15 protein-coding genes and 2 pseudogenes are annotated in these 17794 nt (G+C 71.2%); 14 read left to right on the top strand and 3 right to left on the bottom strand.

The features are described 5' to 3' along the window. Positions 1-204 precede the first annotated feature (204 nt). A complete protein-coding gene (locus tag NE235_RS00725) occupies positions 205-564 on the bottom strand; it encodes a TraR/DksA family transcriptional regulator (RefSeq protein WP_252798668.1) in 360 nt (119 codons plus the stop codon). Between the two features lie 70 nt (positions 565-634). Here NE235_RS00725 and NE235_RS00720 point away from each other — a divergent pair, with 70 nt between their 5' ends. From NE235_RS00720 to NE235_RS00700, 5 genes are all read left to right on the top strand, one after another. Further along, positions 635-1666, top strand: a complete 1032-nt coding sequence (locus NE235_RS00720) for a LacI family DNA-binding transcriptional regulator (RefSeq protein ID WP_425542400.1) — start codon at positions 635-637, stop codon at positions 1664-1666. Positions 1667-1862: 196 nt separating this feature from the next. Further along, a complete protein-coding gene (locus NE235_RS00715) occupies positions 1863-3209 on the top strand; it encodes an ABC transporter substrate-binding protein (RefSeq protein ID WP_252798666.1) in 1347 nt (448 codons plus the stop codon). A 37-nt stretch (positions 3210-3246) separates the two neighbouring features. Continuing rightward, the gene (locus NE235_RS00710; RefSeq protein WP_252798665.1) at positions 3247-4191 is read left to right on the top strand and encodes a carbohydrate ABC transporter permease; all 945 of its coding nucleotides are present in this window, start codon (positions 3247-3249) and stop codon (positions 4189-4191) included. A 16-nt stretch (positions 4192-4207) separates the two neighbouring features. Continuing rightward, positions 4208-5080, top strand: a complete 873-nt coding sequence (locus NE235_RS00705; RefSeq protein ID WP_252798664.1) for a carbohydrate ABC transporter permease — start codon at positions 4208-4210, stop codon at positions 5078-5080. Between the two features lie 106 nt (positions 5081-5186). Further along, positions 5187-6779 (top strand): glycoside hydrolase family 13 protein, encoded by a 1593-nt coding sequence (locus tag NE235_RS00700; RefSeq protein ID WP_252798663.1) that lies wholly within the window; start codon positions 5187-5189, stop codon positions 6777-6779. Positions 6780-6885: 106 nt separating this feature from the next. Here NE235_RS00700 and NE235_RS00695 read toward each other — a convergent pair whose 3' ends face one another. Then, complete coding sequence (locus tag NE235_RS00695; RefSeq protein ID WP_252798662.1) at positions 6886-8658, bottom strand: immunity 49 family protein; 1773 nt, start codon at positions 8656-8658, stop codon at positions 6886-6888. Positions 8659-8847: 189 nt separating this feature from the next. On the opposite strand from NE235_RS00695, the gene NE235_RS00690 reads away from it, so the two are divergent. The 6 genes and pseudogenes from NE235_RS00690 to NE235_RS00665 all read left to right on the top strand — a co-directional run bounded on the left by NE235_RS00690 (position 8848) and on the right by NE235_RS00665 (position 14771). Next, entirely contained in the window at positions 8848-10161 is a 1314-nt protein-coding gene (locus NE235_RS00690; protein ID WP_252798661.1) for an ABC transporter substrate-binding protein, read from the top strand. A 2-nt stretch (positions 10162-10163) separates the two neighbouring features. Beyond that, positions 10164-11174 (top strand): carbohydrate ABC transporter permease, encoded by a 1011-nt coding sequence (locus NE235_RS00685; RefSeq protein WP_252798660.1) that lies wholly within the window; start codon positions 10164-10166, stop codon positions 11172-11174. After that, entirely contained in the window at positions 11167-12024 is an 858-nt protein-coding gene (locus tag NE235_RS00680) for a carbohydrate ABC transporter permease (RefSeq protein WP_252798659.1), read from the top strand. The genes NE235_RS00685 and NE235_RS00680 overlap by 8 nt, the downstream gene beginning before the upstream one ends. A gap of 29 nt (positions 12025-12053) precedes the next feature. Next, positions 12054-13400, top strand: a complete 1347-nt coding sequence (locus NE235_RS00675) for a GH1 family beta-glucosidase (RefSeq protein WP_252798658.1) — start codon at positions 12054-12056, stop codon at positions 13398-13400. 323 nt (positions 13401-13723) lie between these two features. Next, positions 13724-14002 (top strand): annotated as a pseudogene (locus NE235_RS00670) (Uma2 family endonuclease); the annotation flags it as partial. Between the two features lie 121 nt (positions 14003-14123). Next, complete coding sequence (locus tag NE235_RS00665; protein ID WP_252798657.1) at positions 14124-14771, top strand: hypothetical protein; 648 nt, start codon at positions 14124-14126, stop codon at positions 14769-14771. On the opposite strand, the gene NE235_RS00660 is transcribed toward NE235_RS00665, so the two are convergent. Further along, positions 14744-15793 carry a helix-turn-helix transcriptional regulator gene (locus tag NE235_RS00660; RefSeq protein ID WP_252798656.1) on the bottom strand — a complete coding sequence of 350 codons (1050 nt, stop codon included), beginning with the start codon at positions 15791-15793 and terminating at the stop codon, positions 14744-14746. The genes NE235_RS00665 and NE235_RS00660 overlap by 28 nt on opposite strands. A 169-nt stretch (positions 15794-15962) precedes the next feature. On the opposite strand from NE235_RS00660, the gene NE235_RS00655 reads away from it, so the two are divergent. From NE235_RS00655 to NE235_RS00645, 3 genes and pseudogenes are all read left to right on the top strand, one after another. Further along, positions 15963-16385 carry a VOC family protein gene (locus NE235_RS00655; protein WP_252798655.1) on the top strand — a complete coding sequence of 141 codons (423 nt, stop codon included), beginning with the start codon at positions 15963-15965 and terminating at the stop codon, positions 16383-16385. 96 nt (positions 16386-16481) lie between these two features. Further along, positions 16482-17501, top strand: coding sequence for an aldo/keto reductase (locus tag NE235_RS00650; protein ID WP_289848033.1), 1020 nt, complete (start codon positions 16482-16484; stop codon positions 17499-17501). A gap of 31 nt (positions 17502-17532) precedes the next feature. Continuing rightward, positions 17533-17775, top strand: a pseudogene (locus NE235_RS00645) (DNA glycosylase AlkZ-like family protein); the annotation flags it as partial. Between the last annotated feature and the right edge of the window lie 19 nt (positions 17776-17794).

Genomic DNA, 17794 nt, shown 5'->3' with positions numbered 1-17794 from the left:
AAAGACGGGGTCGCGCACGGTATCGCGATCCTCCCCCGGCCGCCAGGGCTCACCTGCGGCATGGCCACATCGGGCCCCACAGGCCGGTGACACGGCTCAGCGCACGGAGCTCACCAGACGCCGGGGCACCGGGCCTTTGCCAGACGCCAGGGCCGACCAGACACCAGGGCCAACCGGGCGCCAGGGCTAACCGGGCGCCAGGGCTCAGCGGGCGGCGCAGGTGATGCAGGTGCGCGCGGTGGGGCGCGCGAGGAGACGCTCGGGAGCGATCGGGCGGCCGCAGCCCTCGCAGATTCCATAGGTGCCCTCGCCCAGGCGTTCGACCGCGCGGTCCAGGTCGGCGAGGTGACGGCGCGCCTGGTCGAGCAGGGACTCGACCTGGGATCGTTCGAAGGCGATGGTCGCACCTTCGGGATCGTGCTCGTCGTCGACGCCGATCTGGCCGGTGGACTCGACGATGCCCTCCCAGTCGCGGGTCAGCGCCGCGATCTGCTCGAGGGTGCTCGTACGCTCGGCGTGGAGTGCCCGCGCGGGTGAGTGCGCGCCGGAGAACGACTCGGTCACCCTCGGTACAACCTCACGGCACGCGTCCGGATTCCCGGCCCCACTGCTTGCTGCAACACCTGCAAACGGCTTGCGATCTCTGCGCTATTCTTGCGGCATGTCACGACGACTTGCTGATGTGGCCCGGAAGGCCGGCGTGAGCGAGGCCACCGTCAGCCGGGTGCTCAATGGCAAACCCGGCGTCTCGGCCGCCACGCGCGACAACGTGCTGACCGCGCTGGACGTCCTCGGATACGAGCGGCCGACCCAGTTGCGGGGCGACCGGGCGCGGCTGGTGGGCCTGGTGCTGCCGGAGTTGCAGAACCCGATCTTCCCCGCGCTGGCCGAAGTGGTCAGCGGCGCCCTGGTGCAACTCGGTTTCACGCCCGTCCTGTGCACCCGTACGGCGGGCGGCCTGTCCGAGCCGGAGTACGTCAACCTCCTGCTCGACCAGCAGGCCTCCGGGGTGATCTTCGCGGGCGGGATGTTCGCCGAGGCGGACGCCTCCCACGAGCACTACCGCCTGCTCCGTAAGCGCGGCATGCCCGTCGTCCTGGTCAACGCGGCCGTCGCCGACCTCGGGTTCCCCGCGGTGGCGACCGACGACGCCGTCGCGATCGAGCAGGCGTACGGGCACCTGCGGTCGCTCGGCCATGAGCGGATCGGTCTCGTCGTGGGCCCGGCGGACCACATGCCGTCGCGCCGGAAGGTCGCGACCTTCGAGCGGCTCACCGGCCAGGCCGGCCTGCCCTCCGGAGGCGAGTTCGTCGAGCGCACGCTGTTCTCGCTGGAGGGCGGGCAGGCGGCGACGTCCCGCCTGCTGCGCCGGGGGGTCACGGCCGTGATCTGCGGCAGCGACCCGCTGGCGCTCGGCGCGGTCAAGGCGGTCCGCCGGCAGGGCAAGCGCGTGCCCGAGGACGTGTCGGTGGTCGGTTTCGACGACTCGGCGTTCATGAGCTGCGCCGACCCGCCGCTGACCACGGTCCGGCAGCCCATCGACGCGATGGGGCGGGCGGTGGTCACCCTGCTCGGCGCCCAGATCGACGGATCGCAGGCGGCCGACGACGAGTTGCTGTTCGAGCCGGAGCTCGTCGTCCGCGGGTCGACCGGCCCGGTCCGCTGACCGGCGGAGAGTGAGCCTTCGCCGCCCCGGGAGTACCGGGGCGTCGCCATCGGAGGAGCGGCTGTCGACTTTTTTCGATCTTTAGTTCATCTATTGCAGCGCCCTGTAGGTCTCTATATCGTTCTCGCACCGGATCCTGCGTTCCCGGTCCTCGGCCCACGGCCTCGTCCGAGGCCAGTCCAGGAGGGAGTCGACGATGAGACCCCGAAGGCTAGCGGTCCTGCTCGCGGCAGGGCTCACCCTGACCGGTACGGCGTGCGGGGGCGGTGACGGCTCCAAGGACGCCTCAGGCGGCAAGGTGACCATCACGGTCGGCTGCATGCCCGCGAAGAGCCAGCCGATCGAGCGCCGCGAGTGGACGGAGGACGTCGCCGCGTTCGAGCGGCTGCACCCGGACATCACCGTGGTCGGCAAGGACGCCTTCCCCTGCGCCGACCCGAAGACCTTCACGGCCAAGCTCGCGGGCGGCCAGATGGAGGACGTCTTCTACGCCTACTTCACCGACGTCCAGAGCGTCATCAGGTCCGGGCAGGCCGCCGACATCAGCGAGTACGTCGGCGGCGTCAAGCAGTTCTCCGACATCCAGCCTTCCGTCAAGAAGGTGTTCACCGGCCCCGACGGCAAGATCTACGGCCTGCCCCGGCAGAACTACTCGATGGGCCTGCTCTACAACCGTGACCTGTTCAAGCGGGCGGGCCTCGACCCCGACAAGCCGCCCGCGACCTGGGCGGAGCTGCGCGCGGACGCGAAGAAGATCGCCGGCCTGGGCAAGGGCATCGTCGGCTACGCGGACTACAGCGCGGGCAACCAGGGCGGCTGGCACTTCACCACCGAGCTCTACGCCCAGGGCGGCGACGTCGTCACGCCCGACGGGAGGAAGGCCGCCTTCAACAGCCCGCAGGGCCGGGCCGTGCTGCAGAACCTGCAGCAGATGCGTTGGACGGACGACAGCATGGGCTCCAAGCAGCTGCTGCAGCTCGCCGACGTGCAGCAGCTGATGGCGGCCGGCCGGCTCGGCATGTACCTGTCGGCCCCGGACAACGTCACCGCGCTGGTCGACCAGTTCCAGGGCGAGTACAAGGACTACGGCCTGGCGCCGATCCCCGAGGCGAAGGGCACCCTGATCGGCGGCGACGGTTACCTGTTCAACGTGAAGGCATCCCCGGCCAAGATCAGAGCCGGGCTGCTCTGGCTGGAGTACTACGTGCTCACGCCGGGCCAGGGCCAGCTGAACTACCGGCGGGCCGCGAAGTACGGGCGCGCCGTCGGCCTCCCCCAGCCGAACTTCTACACCGGGCAGACCGCGGCCACCGACCACTCGCTGCGCACCGCCGCCGCCAACGTCCCGGTCGCCGACTACCGGCCGTACGAGGACGCCGTGGGCCGCATCCCCGGCAGGCTCGAGCCGGCGAACGCCCAGCAGATCTACGCCGTCCTCGACTCGGTGATGTCGGGAGTCCTCACCGACCGCGCCGTCGACCTCGACCGGCTCCTAGCGACGGCCCAGAAGAAGGTCGACGGCATCCTCGCCCGATCCAACTGAGCAGGCCACCGCCGGGTGACGACGCGAGGAGACAGCGGTGACCACGACCATCCTGAAGAAGGCCACTTCGCGGCGTTCGACGTCTCACCCGGCCGGGCCGCGCCGGGCCGGGTCCCGGCACGCCCTCCGGCGCGGCCTGTCCGCGTACGGGTTCCTGTGCGGAGCGCTGATCTGCTTCGCGGTGTTCTCCTGGTACCCGATCGTGCGAGAGGCGCTGCTCGGGTTCCAGCGGACGAACTTCGTCGGGCGATCCGAGTGGGTGGGCCTGGACAACTTCCACCGGGTGGCCGGCGACCCGGCGTTCGGCAAGGCGTGGCTGAACACCCTGGAGTTCACCGGCCTGGCGCTGCTCTGCGGCTACGTCCTGCCGTTCGTGACGGCGATCGTGCTGAACGAGCTGCGCCACGCCCGCGCCTACCTCAGGTTCGTCGTGTACCTGCCCGTCATGCTGCCGCCCGCGGTCGCGGTGCTGCTGTTCAAGTGGTTCTACGATCCCGGCCCGGGCCTGTTCAACCAGCTGCTGCACCTGGCCCACCTCCCCGGCCTGAACTGGCTGGACTCCACGAGCACCGCGCTGCTGTCCCTCGTCATCGTCTCCACGTGGATGAACATGGGCAGCGGCACGCTCATCTACCTCGCCGCCCTGCAGAGCGTGCGGAGCGAGCTGTACGAGGCGGCGGAGCTGGACGGGGCCGGGCTGCTCCGCCGGATCCGGCACGTCACGATCCCGCAGACGCGGCTGATCCTGCTGGTGATGCTCCTGCTCCAGGTGATCGCCACCATGCAGGTGTTCGTCGAGCCGTACCTGCTCACCGGCGGCGGGCCGCAGGACGCCACGGTCAGCGTCGTCTACCTGATGTACCTGTACGCCTTCCGCTTCAACAGCTACGGCGGGGGCAGCGCCCTCGGGCTGATGCTGATGGTCGTCCTGATGGTGTTCTCCGCGGCGTATCTGCGCGTCACCCGGGACGGCGGCCGATGACACGAGGAGACCGGAGATGACCCGGACGTTGATCTCGGACCGCGCGCTGAACACCCCGCGCGGCCGGGTGATCTACTGGACCGTTCTCGTCACCGTGATCGCGCTGTTCACCGCGATCTTCGTGTTCCCGCTGTACTGGATGGCGACGGGCGCGATGAAGTCCTCCGGTGAGCTGGCGCGGACCCCGCCGACGCTCTTCCCACGGCACCCCCACCCGGGGGTCTACGGCGACGCGTGGCGGCGGCTCTACCTGGGCAGGTTCCTCCTCAACACGCTGGAGTACGCCGCGGGCGCCTGGCTCCTGCAGCTGGCGGTCTGCGTCCCGGCGGCGTACGCCCTGTCCAAGCTGCGGCCGCTGCTCGGCAGAGCGGTGCTCGGCATGATGCTGGCCACCCTGATGATCCCGTCGACCGTCCTGCTCGTCCCGCTCTACCTGACCGTGCGGGACGTGCCGATCCTGCACGTCAACCTGCTGAACACGCCGTTCGCGATCTGGCTCCCGGCCGCGGCCAACGCGTTCAGCGTCTTCCTGCTCAAGCGGTTCTTCGACTCCATCCCCGGGGAGCTGCTGGAGGCGGCGGCCATCGACGGGGCGTCGTCCTGGCGGATCCTCTGGTCGATCGTCCTGCCGATCTCGCGGCCGATCATCGCCGTCGTGTCCATCTTCGCGGTGGTGGGCGTCTGGAAGGACTTCGTGTGGCCGCTGCTGGTGCTGCCCGACGGCAACAAGATGACGGTGAGCGTGGCGATCTCCTCGCTGTCGGAGCAGACGCCGCAGAACATCCTCATCGCCGCCCTCGTGATCGCCGGCATCCCGGCCGTGGCGGTCTTCCTGGTGTTCCAGCGCCACATCATGGCCGGCCTGACCGCCGGCGGGCTGAAGGGATGAGCCGCGCGGACCGGGTCCCCGGACGGCCCGCCGCGGAGAGCCGCGCCGTCCCGTACCCCCCGCCACTCCGTACGCCGCCGACCACGAACGACATCGAGGGAGATCGATGACCGGCACGGCCGAACACGTTCCTTCCGGCACCGCCCCGGACTCCGCGGGATGGTGGCGGGGAGCCGCGATCTACCAGGTCTACCTGCGCAGTTTCGCGGACGGCGACGGGGACGGCGTCGGCGACCTGGCGGGGCTGCGGGCACGCCTCGGCCACCTCGCCGGCCTGGGCGTCGACGCCCTCTGGCTGAACCCCTGGTATCCCTCGCCGATGGTCGACGGCGGTTACGACGTCGCCGACTACCGGGACATCGACCCGGTCTTCGGCACGCTCGCCGAGGCGGAGAAGCTCATCGAGGAGGCGCACGGCCTCGGGATCAGGGTCATCATCGACATCGTCCCGAACCACTGCTCCGACCGCCACGCCTGGTTCCAGGAGGCGCTGCGGTCCGCGCCGGGTTCCGCGGCGCGGAAGCGGTTCTGGTTCCGGCCGGGACGCGGCGACGCGCCGCCGAACGACTGGAGGTCCATCTTCGGCGGCCCGGCGTGGACCCGGGTGCCGGACGGCGAGTGGTACCTCCACCTGTTCGCCCCGGAGCAGCCCGACTTCAACTGGACCGACCCCGAGGTGCGCGAGGAGTTCCTCGACGTCCTGCGCTTCTGGTTCGGCCGGGGCGTGGACGGCATCCGCATCGACTCCGCCGCCGTGCTGGTCAAGGACCCGGACGCGGAGCCCGACGGCCGCGACCCGTACACCGACCGGGACGGCGTGCACGACATCTACCGCGCCTGGCGGCGGACCTCCGACGAGTACGGCGACCGGGCGCTGATCGGCGAGCTGTGGCTGCCCGACCAGGAGCGCTTCGCGGCCTACCTGGCCCCCGATGAGCTGCACACGGCGTTCAACTTCGACTTCCTGGGCTGCCCCTGGGACGCCGCGGCGCTGCGCCGGGTGATCGACACGACACTGGAGACCCACACGCCGCTCGGCGCGCCGCCGACCTGGGTGCTGTCGAACCACGACGTGACCCGGCCGGTGACGCGGTTCGGCCGGGAGGAGACGTCCTTCGACCTGAACGAGCGGCGGCACGGGGCGCCGACGGACCTGGCGCTCGGCCTGCGCCGCGCCCGGGCGGCGGCGTTGCTCGCGATGGCGCTCCCCGGCAGCGTCTACGTCTACCAGGGCGAGGAACTCGGCCTCTGGGAGGTCGAGGACCTGCCCGAGGACGTGCTGCAGGACCCCATCTGGTTCCGCTCCGGCCGTACCGACCGCGGCCGGGACGGCTGCCGTGTGCCCATCCCGTGGACCGGTGACGCGCCCGGCTTCGGCTTCGGCGGCGACCCGTGGCTGCCGCAGCCGCCGGCCTGGCGCGACCTGACGGTCGAGGCGCAGTCGGGTGATCCGTCCTCGACGCTCGGCCTCTACCGGCGCGGGCTGTGGCTCCGGCGCGAACTGCTCGGTGACGGCCGCATGACCTGGCGGCCGATGGGCGAGGACGTCCTGGCCTTCGACCGGGAGAACGGGGTCACCTGCGTCGTGAACCTCGGCGCCACGGCCGTACGCCTCCCGGAGGGACGGGAGATCCTGCTGGCCAGCGCCCCGCTTCAGCAGGGCGGACTTCCCCCCGACGCCGCGGTCTGGCTGCGCTGACCCGGGCATGGCGCGTGCGGCGGGGTTCTGCGCGCGGGCGGCGGACTTCTGCGCGTATGCGGCGGAGTTCTGGGCGCGTAGGCGACCACGCGCACCGCACGCGCGCTCAGGTCGGGAACTCCCCCCACCAGGACCGGACGGCCAGGTGCTTCGGCAGGTACGGCGACGCGGTGTCGACGGGGAACTCCCAGTCTCCGGCGAGGCACGCCATCGCGAGGGGCCCCAGGGCCACGCGGCCGCGCGGATCGCCGCTCCTCGGGCCGTCCCAGTAACGCTCGTGAAGGGCGAGGGCCTCGGTCAGGGCGCCGGCGAAGGCGGCCTTGTCACCGGTGATGAGCCGGTGGAAGAGGGCGACGGGCTGGTAGTCGACCAGGTCGAGGAAGTCCCTGGGGGTGCGGGTCGCCACGTTCGGGTGGGACGTCTCCATGGTGGCCACCAGTTTCGCCACGACGTCGTCCATGGGCCGGCGCAGCCAGTGGCTCTGCAGCGTGTCGATCCAGTGGAAGACGTAGTCGTCCTCGGTGCCGGCCCGGCGCAGGTCGTCCAGGGGAACCCGGCTCAGCGTCGCCAGCCGGTCCCCTTCCCGGCAGATGAGGGCGAGCCACCAGGCGTCGAGCCAGGCGCGGGCGTTCGCGTACGGCGCGGGGCCGGTGGCGGGCAGGTCCAGGACACGGTCGCCGATCCGGCACGGCACGGTGTCCTCCCGCGCGAGGGTGGTCGTGAAGATCGCGGACCCGAGCTGCATGGCGGTGACCCATGCCTCCCAGGTCTCCACCATCGCGGCGTCGGGATCGGCCGCGCAGCGGGCGTGGGCGAGGGTCAGGGCCGCCGCGAAGGCGTCGCCGAGGCGGCCCGGGTCCTGCTCCAGCCGCCCGATGAGCTCACCCGCGGCCCGCGCCGACTCCTCGATGACGCGCGCCGGATCCTCATCGGTCCGCACCGGCTCCCCAGTGCCGTCCGCGGGGCTCCCCGATGAGGTCGTCTGCTCCGCGCGCAGCCGTTTCATCGTCTCCAGCAGCTCCTGCGGCGGCCGCACGGACATGGAGCGGCTCTCGTGGTCGACGACCGTGAGGCAGACCAGGCGTCCCTGGTGCCACCAGTACAGCAGCGGGCTGATCGAGGCGGTCTCGTCCTCGTAGGCGCGGACGGCGTACTCGCTCAGGTCGTTGACCGCGTCCACCGCGGTGCCGTCGACGATCGGATGGAACGCCAGCAGGTGCCTGGTGGGGACGACCACGAGCGCTCCGGCCTCCGGCAGCTCCCGGCCGGTGACGGCCCGGGCCAGTTCGGGCAGGACGAGCGCCTTGCTCGCCACGAAGTGGGAGTCGCCGCTGAGCGCGTGCAGGGGCGCGCCCGAGCGCCCGCGCACCTCCGCGTGCCGCACCGGCTCGTCCAGGAGGTTCGCCCGGCCCGCCGCCCACAGGTCGTCGAGGCCGGCGCGGGCGACGTCGTTGTCGTTCAGGATCCGCACGGAGGTGGGCGAGTCCAGGGCCAGGGCGGCGAGCAGGCCCTCGGCCACCGGCCGGGCGTAGCGGAAGTGGTCGGCGACACGTCCGGGGAAGGCGCCGTCGGGAAGCAGCCGCAGGCGGGTGTGCCGGAGCAGGTCCGCTCTCTCCTCACCGCCCTGGGACGCGTCCTCCAGGTGGGTGAAGTGCGCGGCGACGAGTCGCGGCCATTCGTTCTCCGGAACGGTGCGGCAGCGCTGCGCCAGCGTCGTCAGCGGATATAGGTGCCCGTCCTGCGTGACGGCCTCTCCCTCGACCACCGGGCGCGCGCCCCGCCGGGCGGCGAGGTGGTCGGCCACCAGAGCGCGCAGTCGTTCGGCCTGGGGCACGGTGAGCATCGGCAGGTGGGCGTCGGGGAGGTCGTTCTGGATCATGCGTCAACCTTAGAAGCCCGGTCCCCCTGCGCTGACCGCGTCGGTGCGGGCGGCCGTCCGGGCCCGCTGGGAGCGGGCGGTCGCGGGGATGCGCATTCGTGACATCTCCGCGCTCGTCACGCCCTTGACACGCTTCTCTCAATTCTTAAATCATGCCTTAAAATTAGCCTCATGTGAGGAAGTGGCACTATGAGCGTGCGGGCCCGTACCGCCATCGGCGCCGTGATCGGCGCGACCCTCCTCGCCGTGCTCCCCGGCTGCGGGGGCGGGACGTCGACCGGCGACTCCGGGGGCAACAGCCACCCGAAGACCCTTACGTACTGGGCGAGCAACCAGGGCGCCAGCCTGGAGGACGACAAGGCCAAGCTCACCCCGGAACTGCAGGCGTTCGAGAAGCAGACCGGGATCACGGTGAAGCTCGAGGTCGTCCCCTGGTCCGACCTGCTGAACCGCATCCTCGGCGCCACGTCCTCCGGTCAGGGACCCGACGTCCTCAACATCGGCAACACCTGGTCCGCGTCGCTGCAGACGACCGGCGCGCTCCTCCCCTTCGACGACCAGACCTTCGCCAAGATCGGCGGCAAGGGCCGGTTCCAGGAGTCGGCCCTCGCCTCGACCGGGGCGTCCGGCAAGACGCCGACGGCCGTTCCGCTCTACTCCCTCGCGTACGGGCTCTACTACAACAAGAAGATGTTCGCCGACGCCGGCATCTCCAAGCCGCCGGCCACCTGGGACGAGCTGGTCCAGGACGGCAGGAGGCTGACCACCGGCGGCAGGTACGGCCTGGCCGTCGAGGGCGCCAACGTCTCCGAGAACGTCCACCACGCGTTCGTCTTCGCCAAACAGCACGGCGCCGACTTCTTCGACGCGTCGGGCAACCCGACGTTCACCTCACCGGGGGCGGTCGAGGGCGTCAAGCAGTACGTCGACTTCATCGCCCGCGACAAGATCGCGGCCGCGGGCAACGCGGAGTACGACCAGAACCAGTCCATCCAGGACTTCGCCACCGGCAAGGCCGCCATGCTGCTGTGGCAGGCCGCGGGCCCCAACCTGCAGAAGCACGGCATGAAACCCGACCAGTACGGCGTGGCGCCGGTGCCCGTGCAGTCCGGCACCCCCGGCCCGGGCCAGAACATCGACTCGATGGTCGCCGGCATCAACATGGCCGTCTTCAAGAACTCCCAGAACCTCGACGGCGCGCTGAAGTTCGTGCAGTTCATGACCAGTGACGCCGAGCAGAAGAAGCTCAACGGCGCGTACGGATCGATTCCGCCGGTCAAGACCGCCGCGCAGGACCCGGCGTTCTCGAACCCGGAGCTGACCGTCCTGCGCAACACCATCGCCACCAGCGCCGCGCCGCTCCCGCAGGTGCCGAAGGAGTCCCAGTTCGAGGAGCTCGTCGGCGGCGCGATCAAGGACCTGCTCGCCGACGCCGCGGCCGGCCGCCCCGTGACCACCCAGTCCGTCCAGCAGCGGCTGGCCAAGGCCCAGCAGCAGATGTAGGCGTGCCGGAACCGATGACGACCACCGTGCACCGTCAGGCGCCTCCGGCCGGCCGGGAGCCCCGTCCCGCGCGTGGCCGGAGCGGCCTGTTCCATTTCATCCCCGAGCGGGTCCGCCGGGCCGGCCTGCCGTACCTCCTCCTGCTGCCCGCGCTGTTCTTCGAGCTCATCGTCCACGTCATCCCGATGGTCCTCGGCGTGGTGATGAGCTTCAAGGAGCTCACCCAGGTGTACATCCGCCACTGGTGGGGCGCGCCCTGGTCCGGGACGGGCAACTACCGGGTGGCCGTGCGGTTCAACGCGCCGATCGGCCGGGCACTGCTCGACTCGTTCCTGATCACCTGCGCCTTCACCGTGCTCGCCGTGGGCCTGTGCTGGCTGCTCGGCACCACGGCGGCGATCCTCATGCAGGACCGCTTCCGTGGGCGGGGTGTGCTGCGCGCGGTGTTCCTCACGCCGTACGCGCTGCCGCTGTACGCCTCGGTGATCGTCTGGGCGTTCATGTTCCAGCACGACAACGGGCTGGTCAACCATGTCCTGCACGACCAGCTGGGCGTCACCGGCGACCGGCCGTTCTGGCTCATCGGCGACAACAGCTTCTGGTCCCTGCTGGTCGTCTCGGTCTGGCGGAACTGGCCGTTCGCGTTCCTGTGCGTGATGGCCGGCCTGCAGAACATCCCGCGTGAGCTGTACGAGGCGTCCGCGATCGACGGCGCCGGCATCTGGCAGCAGATCCGGCGCATCACCCTGCCGTCGCTGCGGTCCGTCAACCAGGTGCTCGTGCTGGTGCTGTTCCTTTGGACCTTCAACGACTTCGCGACGCCGTTCGTGCTGTTCGGCCGGTCGGCGCCGGCCGCCGGGGACCTGATCTCCGTGCACATCTACTCGGCCTCGTTCGTCACCTGGAACTTCGGCACCGGCTCGGCGATGTCCGTGCTCATGCTGCTGTTCCTGTCCCTGGTGACGGCCGGATACCTGCTGACCACGAACCGAACGAGGAAGAACCGTGCCTGACCGCTCACCGACGGCACCACCGCCGTCCTTCGTCTGGACCGGGCGGATCGTCCTCACCCTGCTGACCGTCTTCTCGCTGCTGCCGGTGTACGTGATGCTGAGCAGCTCGCTCAAGCCGCTGCGGGACGTCACCGGCGCGTTCCGCTGGATCCCCGACCACCTCACCGCCCGCCCGTACGTCGACATCTGGCGGACCATCCCGCTCGGCCGCTACTTCGTGAACTCGATCATCGTGGCGACCGCGGCGACCGGCCTGTCCGTGCTGGTGGCGACCTTCGCGGCGTACGCCGTGAGCCGGTACCGCTTCCGCGGCAAGCGCGTCTTCACGATCACCGTGCTGTCCACCCAGATGTTCCCCGGCATCCTGTTCCTGCTGCCGCTCTTCCTGCTGTACGTCGGCATCGGCAACACCACCGGGATCGCCCTGTACGGCTCGCGCGGCGGGCTCATCCTGACCTACCTCACCTTCTCCCTGCCCTTCTCCATCTGGATGCTCGTCGGCTACTTCGACTCGATCCCCCGCGGACTCGACGAGGCCGCGCTCGTGGACGGCTGCGGCCCGCTGCGCGCGCTGTTCCGCGTCATCGTCCCGGCCGCGCTCCCCGGCATCGTCGCGGTGGCCATCTACGCCTTCATGACCGCCTGGAGCGAGGTGCTGTTCGCGTCCGTCATGACGAACGACACGACCCGCACCCTCGCCATCGGCCTGCGCGCGTACGCGACCGAGACGGACGTGTACTGGAACCAGGTGATGGCCGCGTCGCTGGTCGTCAGCGTGCCGGTGGTCGCCGGGTTCCTCCTCCTGCAGCGTTACCTCGTCGCCGGCCTCACCGCCGGAGCCGTCAAGTGAACGCCGCCACCACCACAGAAAGGCACTCCGTGGATCACCTCAGCCTGCTGCCCGTGGACTTCGCCTGGGGCGTGGCGACCTCCTCTTACCAGATCGAGGGCGCGGTCGGCGAGGACGGCCGCTCCCCGTCGATCTGGGACACCTTCAGCCACACCCCGGGGAAGGTCGACGGCGGCGACCACGGCGACGTGGCGTGCGACCACTACCACCGCTGGCCCGAGGACATCGCCCTCATGAAGCGGCTCGGGGTGACCGCCTACCGGTTCTCGATCGCCTGGCCCCGCGTGTTCCCCGCCGGGACCGGTCCGGTGAACGCCCCGGGCCTGGCCTTCTACGACCGTCTCGTCGACGCCCTGCTGGAGGCGGGCATCACGCCGTTCCCCACGCTCTACCACTGGGACCTGCCCCAGGTGCTGCAGGACGCCGGCGGCTGGACCGACCGCGACACCGCCCGGCACTTCGCCGACTACGCCGCCTGCGTCGCCGAAGCACTCGGCGACCGCGTCACGGGCTGGGCCACCCTGAACGAGCCGCAGTGCGCCGCCTGGATCGGCCACCTCGAAGGCCGGCACGCGCCGGGCCTCACCGACGTCAAGGCGGCCGTTCCCGCGTCGTACCACATGCTCCTCGGCCACGGACTCGCGGCACAGGCCCTGCGGGCCACCGTGCCCGGCGCCCAGGTCGGCATCGTGCACCTGCTGAACCCGGTGGAGCCCGCGAGCGGCTCCGCCGCCGACGCCGCGGCCGCGGAACGCTTCGACGGCCATACCAACCGCTGGTGGCTCGACCCGGTCTTCGGCCGCGGCTTCCCGGCCGACATGCTCGAGGTGTACGGCGCCGACCTGCCCGAACAGCCCGGAGACCTGGAGACCATCGCCGCGCCGCTGGACTGGCTGGGCGTCAACTACTACCGGCCGGCCGTCGTCGCGGACGACCCCGGCGGCGCCCCGCCGTACGTCCGGGAGACCACACCGGCCGGCCGCCCGCTCACCGGCCTGGACTGGGTGATCGAGCCCGACGGCCTGGCGGACATCCTGACCCGGGTCGCCGAGGAGTACCGGCCGCCGCGGATGTACGTCACCGAGAACGGCTCGGCCTGGACCGACACCGTCGTGGGCGGGCGGGTGCACGACCCCGACCGCGCCGCCTACCTGGAGGGGCACCTCGCGGCGTGCGCGTCCGCGGTCCGCCGCGGCGCCCCCGTGGCCGGGTACTTCGCCTGGTCGCTGCTGGACAACTTCGAATGGGCGGCCGGCTACGCCCCGCGCTTCGGCCTGGTCCACGTCGACTTCGCCACGCAGCGGCGGACCGTGAAGGACAGCGGCCTCCGCTACGCCGAACTGATCCGCTCCCACCGGGAGCGCACCGGCACCTGACGCCTCCCCTGCCGGGCACAGCCGCGGACCACGGCCCTCGCCGGCGCCCACCCCGGCGAGGGCCGTGGTGTTCCCGTTCGCGACGGCCCAGCACCTCGCGCCCCGCGCCGTGTGGGATCGCTCGGTAAGCTGAGCGCGTCACGTTGAGCGCGCGAGACCGACAGGAGGCCGGATGCACGCCCTGCCGGACGACAGCTGGCTCCGCGGCATCCGCCCGCAGCCCTCCCGCGTGACCGCGGAGGAGTACGAAGCCCTACCCGAGGACATCGCCAAGGCGATCGAGATCGTGGACGGCTACATCGTCTACTGCGAGGCCCCCTACCCCCGATCATCCGACCGCTGGACGACGCCTGGCCAACCTCATCGAAACGCACGCGCGCGCCGCGATGGACCGTGGTCACGGGTGCGTCACCGTCAACAACGACGTCGACCTGCGACTGCGGGACGCCCCACTGCTGAACCGGCGTCCCGACGTGGTGCTGTACCGCTGTCTGGACCGCGAGCGCGGCGAGCGGCTCCGCGCGGAACACGCCCTGCTCGTGGTCGAGATCGTCTCCCCTGGCTCGGAGACCCAGGACACCACCGACAAACCAGGTGAGTAGGCGACCCGCCATCGGTGGGCGACCCCATCCCCATCACCATCGATTGGTCCACGCTGACGTTCTGAGCGCTGAAGGTCGGTAAGACCCTGCTCTGTCCGCCCCTTCCGGTTAGGTTCGACGCGTGGGATGGCGAACGTGGGCGGCGTTGGCCGCGGGGCCTGTACTGATCGCCGTAGGTGTGGCGCTGGGCGCGGGGCCCATCGCGGACTTCGAGGCGTACGCGCGGGCGCCGCTCTGCGCGTCGCCGCCGCCGGCCGACACGGGTCACTGCGTCACGCGGCTTCCGATGACCGTCATCAAGCGGTCCACGTACACGACCGACGACCCGGACCCGCCGCAGTTCCCGCAGCAGCCGCCGCCACCGCCCCCACCCCCGCCTCCCATGGGGCCGTTCCGGGTGGCCGCCCCGGCCGTGGCGAGGATGCGGGGGGTGCTCGCCTCGGAGACCACGCACTACAGGATCACCATTCGCATCGCGGACGGGCGGGCCCGCGACTTCGAGGTCGGCCACGGCTTCTACAAGGTGGCCGAGGCCGGTACGACCGGCACCGCCGACCTCTGGCACGGCCGCGTGATGCGGCTGCGGATCGGCACGCACACCGATGACGAGTGGGACGAATGGAGGGTAGGTCTCTCCGTCTGGATCGCACTGGCCGGGATCGTCGTGTTCGTCGTCATGGTGATCCGTTCCATCAGGCGAAGCCTTCGCGTGCGCAGGCGCAAGCGGCGCGTTCCCGGCGGTCAGGGCTCCCCATGGGGTTCCTGGTGACCCGGGGTGTCCCCGCGCGAGATGTCGGTGTCCGGCACCTCGGGCGGGCGGGTGATGCCTGCGGCGTCGGCGTAGCGCGCGGCGAGGCGCGCGAACGCGGCGGCCAGTCCGGGCGGCCCGATGACCTCGATGTCGGCGTCGAAGCGGCCGATCGCGGCGGCCAGACCGGTCCATGACCAGGAGCCGAGGGTGAGCCGGCAGCGGCCCGGGCCGAGTTCCTCGACGATCCCGTCCCGGGCGAAGGGGGCCACGGCGGTGGCGGGGAGGCCGAGCACGACCTCGCCGTGACAGGGCCAGTCGGTGGTGGTGCCGTCGGTGCCCCGGAATCGGCCGGTGACGAAGGCGGACACGCCACCTCCGGGGAGCTCGCGCGGGCTGAAGCGCGGGCCGGTGGGGGTGCGCAGGCGGATGCGGTCGACGCGGAAGGTGCGCCAGTCGTCGCGATCGAGGTCCCAGGCGAGGAGGTACCACCGGCCCTGCCAGGTGACCAGGTGGTGGGGCTGCGCTCTGCGGGGGCGCTCGGCGGGACCGGCGGGGTCCCGGCCGTAGTCGAAGCGAAGCTCCACCTGGGCGTGGATGGCGTTGCCCAGGTCCGTCAGGAGTTGCGGGTGTCCCGATGAGGCGTCATCGTTCCCGCGTGGCCGGACGGCGGTGATCCGGAGCAGGTCGACGCGGTGACGCAGGCGGGGCGGCAGGACCTGGCGGATGGTGGCCAGGGCGCGGGTGGCGTCCTCGCCGATCGTGGGGTCGGTGGCCGCGGTCTGGAGCGCGATGGCCAGGGCGACGGCCTGGCCGTCGTCGAACAGCAGTGGCGGGAGCCGCGAGCCGGCCCCCAGGCGGTAGCCGCCGGAGGGCCCCTTGAAGGACGTGATCGGGTACCCGAGCTCCCGTAGCCGGTCCATGTCCCGGCGCACCGTGCGCGGGGTGACGTCGAGCCGCTCGGCGAGGTCGTCGCCGGACCAGTCACGGTGCGTCTGAAGCAGGGAGAGCAACGCGAGCAACCGCGACGAGGTCTTCTGCATGGTCCTCATTGTGCGCGAAGTACAGGACACAAACTGTCCGCTACCCCTGCGAGGGTGGACACCACAGCCGCCGAGGGGCATCGCCCCTGGTGGCGATGGGTCGCCGCGCTCACAGGGTGCTGTCGTGGCGGGGGCGACCTCCGTCGAACCGAACGCAAGGAGCAGGAACATGTCCATCACCACCACCACTCACCTGAACTTCCGGGGCACCGCGCGGGAGGCGCTCGACTTCTACCGGTCCGTGTTCGGCGGGCGCACCGTCGTCGTCACGTACAAGGACGCCGGCAATGTGCCGAACGAGAACGAGGCGGACTGGGTGATGTGGGGCGAGGTCGCCGGCGACAACGGTTTCCACGTCATGGCCTACGACGTGCCCTCCCCGCTGCCCTGGAGCCAGGGTGACGACCCGTTCTTCGTCTCCGTACGCGGCGATGACGCCGACGAGATCAGCGCCCTGTGGCAGAAGCTGGCCGAGGGTTCGACGGTGGCGCGCCCGCTGGAGCCCGCGCCGTGGGCGCCGCTGTACGGCATGCTCACCGACCGCTTCGGCGTGACCTGGGTCCTCGACGTCGCCGCCCCGTACAACGGCTGAGCCGACCCGGCCAGGCGCGGAAGAACTCCCCCGGGCCGCCGCGTCCCCGCGGCGGCCCGGGCGTCACGAACCGGAAGGGAACGGGTCACCGTGCGAATGCGACAGCTGGGACGTACCGGCATCGAGGTCAGCGCCTACTGCCTGGGCACCATGATGTTCGGGACGGGCAATCCCGACCACGACGACTGCGTGCGCATGATCCACCGGGCGCTGGACGCGGGCATCAACTTCCTCGACACCGCCGACGTGTACGGCTACAGCGAGACCGAGGAGATCGTCGGCAAGGCCCTGAAGGGACGCCGCGACGAGGTGGTGCTGGCCACCAAGTTCAACGGCCCGATGGGCGAGGGCCCCAACCGCAGCGGCAGCTCACGCCGCTGGATCATGGCCGCGGTCGAGGGGTCACTGCGCCGGTTGCGGACCGACCACATCGACCTGTACCAGATCCACCACCCGGACCCGCACACGGACATCGAGGAGACCCTCTCCGCGCTCACCGACCTGGTGCGCGCCGGGAAGGTCCGCGCGATCGGCTCCTCCAACCTGCCGGCGTCGGAGATCGTCGAGGCCCAGTGGGTGTCGCAGCAGCGCGGGCTGCACCGGCTGCGCACCGAGCAGCCGACCTACTCGATCCTCAACCGCGGCATCGAGCGGGAGATCCTGCCGGTCTGCCGCCGCTACGGCATGGGCGTCCTCGTGTGGAGCCCGCTGGCCATGGGCCTGCTGACCGGCCGCTACCGCAAGGGCACCGCGCCGAACGACGCCCGCATGCGGTGGGTCCCCCAGCACCTCACCGACGAGAACAAGCTCGACGCCGTCGAACGGCTCCTGCCCGTCGCCGACGCGGCCGGCGTCTCACTCACCCACCTGGCCATGGCCTTCGCCACCGGCCACCCGGACGTCACGTCCGCGATCATCGGCCCGCGCACCATGGCGCACCTGGACGACCTGATCGCGGGCGCGACCGTCACCCTTGACGACGACGTCCTCGACCGGATCGACGCGATCGTCCCGCCCGGCACCGACCTCGGCCCCCTGGACGTCTCCTACACGCCGCCCGCGCTCACCCGCCCCGCCCTGCGCCGCCGTCCCGTCGGCGAGCGGTCCGCGGCCTGAGCGCCCATGACCGTCCTCAGCGCACCACGATCGCAGCCGCATCATCGACGACGCCCACCGCGGCCTGTCCGTCGCAGGCCACCGGACCGTGCTCGTCGACGGACGCGTCGCCGCCACCTGGACCGCGCGCGACCGGCGGCTCCGCGTGACGCCGCTGCGGTCTCTCTCCGTCCCAGAGCGGGAGGCCGTCCGCGAAGAGGCCCACGACCTCGCCGCCTTCCTGGACGAGGGCATCGAGCACGTGGAGATCACCGCCGTTCACGCCGACCGCTGAACACGTCGTGGGACGGGCC

Origin of the sequence: Actinoallomurus spadix, assembly GCF_024055725.1 — a bacterium.
In the GTDB taxonomy this organism is placed as follows: domain Bacteria; phylum Actinomycetota; class Actinomycetes; order Streptosporangiales; family Streptosporangiaceae; genus Actinoallomurus; species Actinoallomurus spadix.
Note: the sequence above shows the minus strand (reverse complement) of the source record. Positions and strands in the feature narration are given on the sequence as shown.